The following is a 2,560-nucleotide window of genomic DNA, read 5'->3' on the forward strand; positions in this document are numbered from 1 at the left end:
GAGGGATTTCCCGATTTCCTCCACCTCCCGATTTCTGTCGTAGAGACGTAGAGGGGCTTGTCCGCTATAATGCGTCAGCCCTGGAAGCAGAGAGAGAGGTCTAACTTCTAATCTCTAATTTCGTACCTTTGCGTTACTATTGGAGTGTCTACTCTATACGATGCACTCTTAACTTTATATGGCTCCTCAGATGGAGCTTCACTCTCTAAGCTTCTTGTATGGATAGTCTGCGAGCTTTTCTCAACGAACTCTTCGTCATACCATCGGTATCTCAATCGATTATTGTAATCTCGCTAGTCTCGCTGGTGGGATTGCTCTTAGCACGCATACGTATAGCCCGCATCTCTCTGGGGGTTACTTTTGTCTTCTTCGTTGGTATCCTACTCTCTTACTGGGGTATCACGCTAGAGGAGAAAACGCTAGACTTTGGGATGAACTTTGGGCTGATACTCTTTATCTATGCCCTAGGACTTCAGGTGGGACCAGCTTTCTTTCCCTCGCTCAAGAAGGGCGGCATACGAGACAATCTTGACTCGCTCTTGTTGGTTGCTGTGAATATAGCGATGGTCGTGGGGCTTTTCTACATTTCTAGTCTACCTATGAGTGAGTGGGTCGGTATCCTCTCGGGAGCTACAACGAATACACCTGCCCTAGCTGCAGCTCAGAGTAGCTTGCCAAGCGTCGGGACGGAGGGTCAAAGCGTACTCTCTGAGATGGCTCTAGCGTGTGCGCTCACTTACCCCTTTGGTGTGGTCGGAGTCATACTAGCGCTCTATATATTGGCTCCTCTATCAAGAAAGCATCCTAAGGAGTGTGGGGCTGATGAGGAGCATGCCGCTTTCTTTAGCGAGTACGAGGTGAAGAATATGGGGGTCGTGGGAAAGACGATCTCGGAGGTCTCGCATGTAGCCGAGTGCTCCTTTGTGATTAGCCGCATATGGCGCGATGGCAAGGCTCTAGCGCCAGACTCGTCAACGCAGCTACTCGAGGGTGATCGACTGCTTGTAGTATCAGATGAGCGAGAGGTGCCGAGACTAGAGCTTTTCTTTGGCAAGAAGATGGCAAAGGATTGGAATCGCTCCGATATTGACTGGAATAGTGTGGATCAGAGTCTCGTCTCTAGGCGACTTGTCCTCACGCGTAATGAATATAATGGTGTGCGCCTGAGCGCCTTACACCTGCGCAATGACTATGGTGTCAATGTGACGCGCATAGATCGTGCGGGCATCGAGCTACTCACATCGCCAGATCTGCACTTGCAACTGGGAGATCGTATGACGGTGGTGGGAACCAAAGAGGCTACAGATGCGGTCGCTGCTAAGATTGGCAACGAGATCAAGAATTTGGACACGCCCAATCTACTGGGGCTCTTTATCGGTCTTTTTATCAGTGTTTTCGTTGGTATGATCCCCTTCTATATCCCAGGGGTCAGTATGCCTATACGACTAGGTCTAGCCGGAGGAGGTATTATTATTGGTATCCTAATGGGAGCTTTCGGACCTCGTATGCATGTGACGACCTATATCACGAATAGCGCCAGCCTGCTGATACGCCAGCTGGGGCTAATCCTCTACCTGGGTTGCCTAGGACTCTCGTCAGGTGCGGGATTCTTTGACATCCTCTTGAGCACGCGAGGTCTGGTGTGGCTCGGTTATGGTGCTTTGCTGACGGTCTCCCCTATCCTCTTGATCGGATGGTATATGCTACGGCGCAAGCAGGGTGACTATGCAACAATGTGCGGGGTCATATGCGGTAGTATGGCAAATCCTATGGCTCTAGAGGTGGTTGGAGACCGTCTGAGCGGTAGCAGACACACAGTCGCCTATGCAACGGTCTACCCGCTGGGGCTATTCGTCCGTATCATCCTTACGCAGCTACTTATCTTACTCTTTGTATAGCTTATGACAGACACTATAGATACTTCGGCAGCGCTCTCTCCTGACCGACATCGTGGCGAGACAGGTGTGCTACGCACCGAGCATTTGGTCAAGCGTTATCGCAGTCGTACAGTGGTAAACGATGTCTCTATCAAACTACGACAAGGTGAGATTGTAGGGTTGCTAGGTCCTAACGGAGCAGGCAAGACTACCACTTTCTATATGACGGTAGGGCTGGTAGTACCTAATGGGGGGAAGATATATCTTAATGATCAGGACATTACGAAGCTTCCCGTCTATCAGAGGGCTCGTCTCGGCATAGGCTACCTAGCTCAGGAGGCTTCGGTCTTTAGAAAGCTATCAGTCGAGGACAATATCAAAGCGGTACTAGAGATGACACCGCTCACTCCTGAGCAACAACGTGAGCGACTGGAGACGCTGATTGATGAATTCGGACTTCATAAGGTACGCACGAACCAAGGGAACCGTCTCTCGGGAGGAGAGCGCCGACGTGTTGAGATAGCTCGCTGTCTAGCCATTGACCCTAAGTTTATTATGCTTGACGAACCCTTTGCGGGTGTTGACCCCATCGCTGTGCAGGACATACAATCTATCGTGGCTAAGCTCAAGCAGCGCAACATCGGCATCCTGATCACGGATCACAATGTCAATGAGACGCTTAG

General features: G+C 50.6%; 2 protein-coding genes. Both read left to right on the forward strand.

Annotated elements, in window-relative coordinates:
* Positions 1-218: 218 nt before the first annotated feature.
* Positions 219-1,898, forward strand: coding sequence for a putative transporter (locus tag Q0X57_RS08120; protein ID WP_297729977.1), 1,680 nt, complete (start codon positions 219-221; stop codon positions 1,896-1,898).
* A gap of 3 nt (positions 1,899-1,901) precedes the next feature.
* Positions 1,902-2,560 (forward strand): LPS export ABC transporter ATP-binding protein (lptB, locus tag Q0X57_RS08125; RefSeq protein ID WP_297729979.1); only part of this gene is annotated, 659 nt, incomplete at its 3' end.

The sequence above is a fragment of the uncultured Porphyromonas sp. genome (genome assembly GCF_947254915.1).
In the GTDB taxonomy this organism is placed as follows: Bacteria; Bacteroidota; Bacteroidia; order Bacteroidales; family Porphyromonadaceae; genus Porphyromonas.

Coding starts and splice junctions, on each gene's coding strand:
- Q0X57_RS08120 (WP_297729977.1), top strand. CDS start 219: ATGGATAGTCTGCGAGCTTTTCTCAACGAACTCTTCGTCATACCATCG.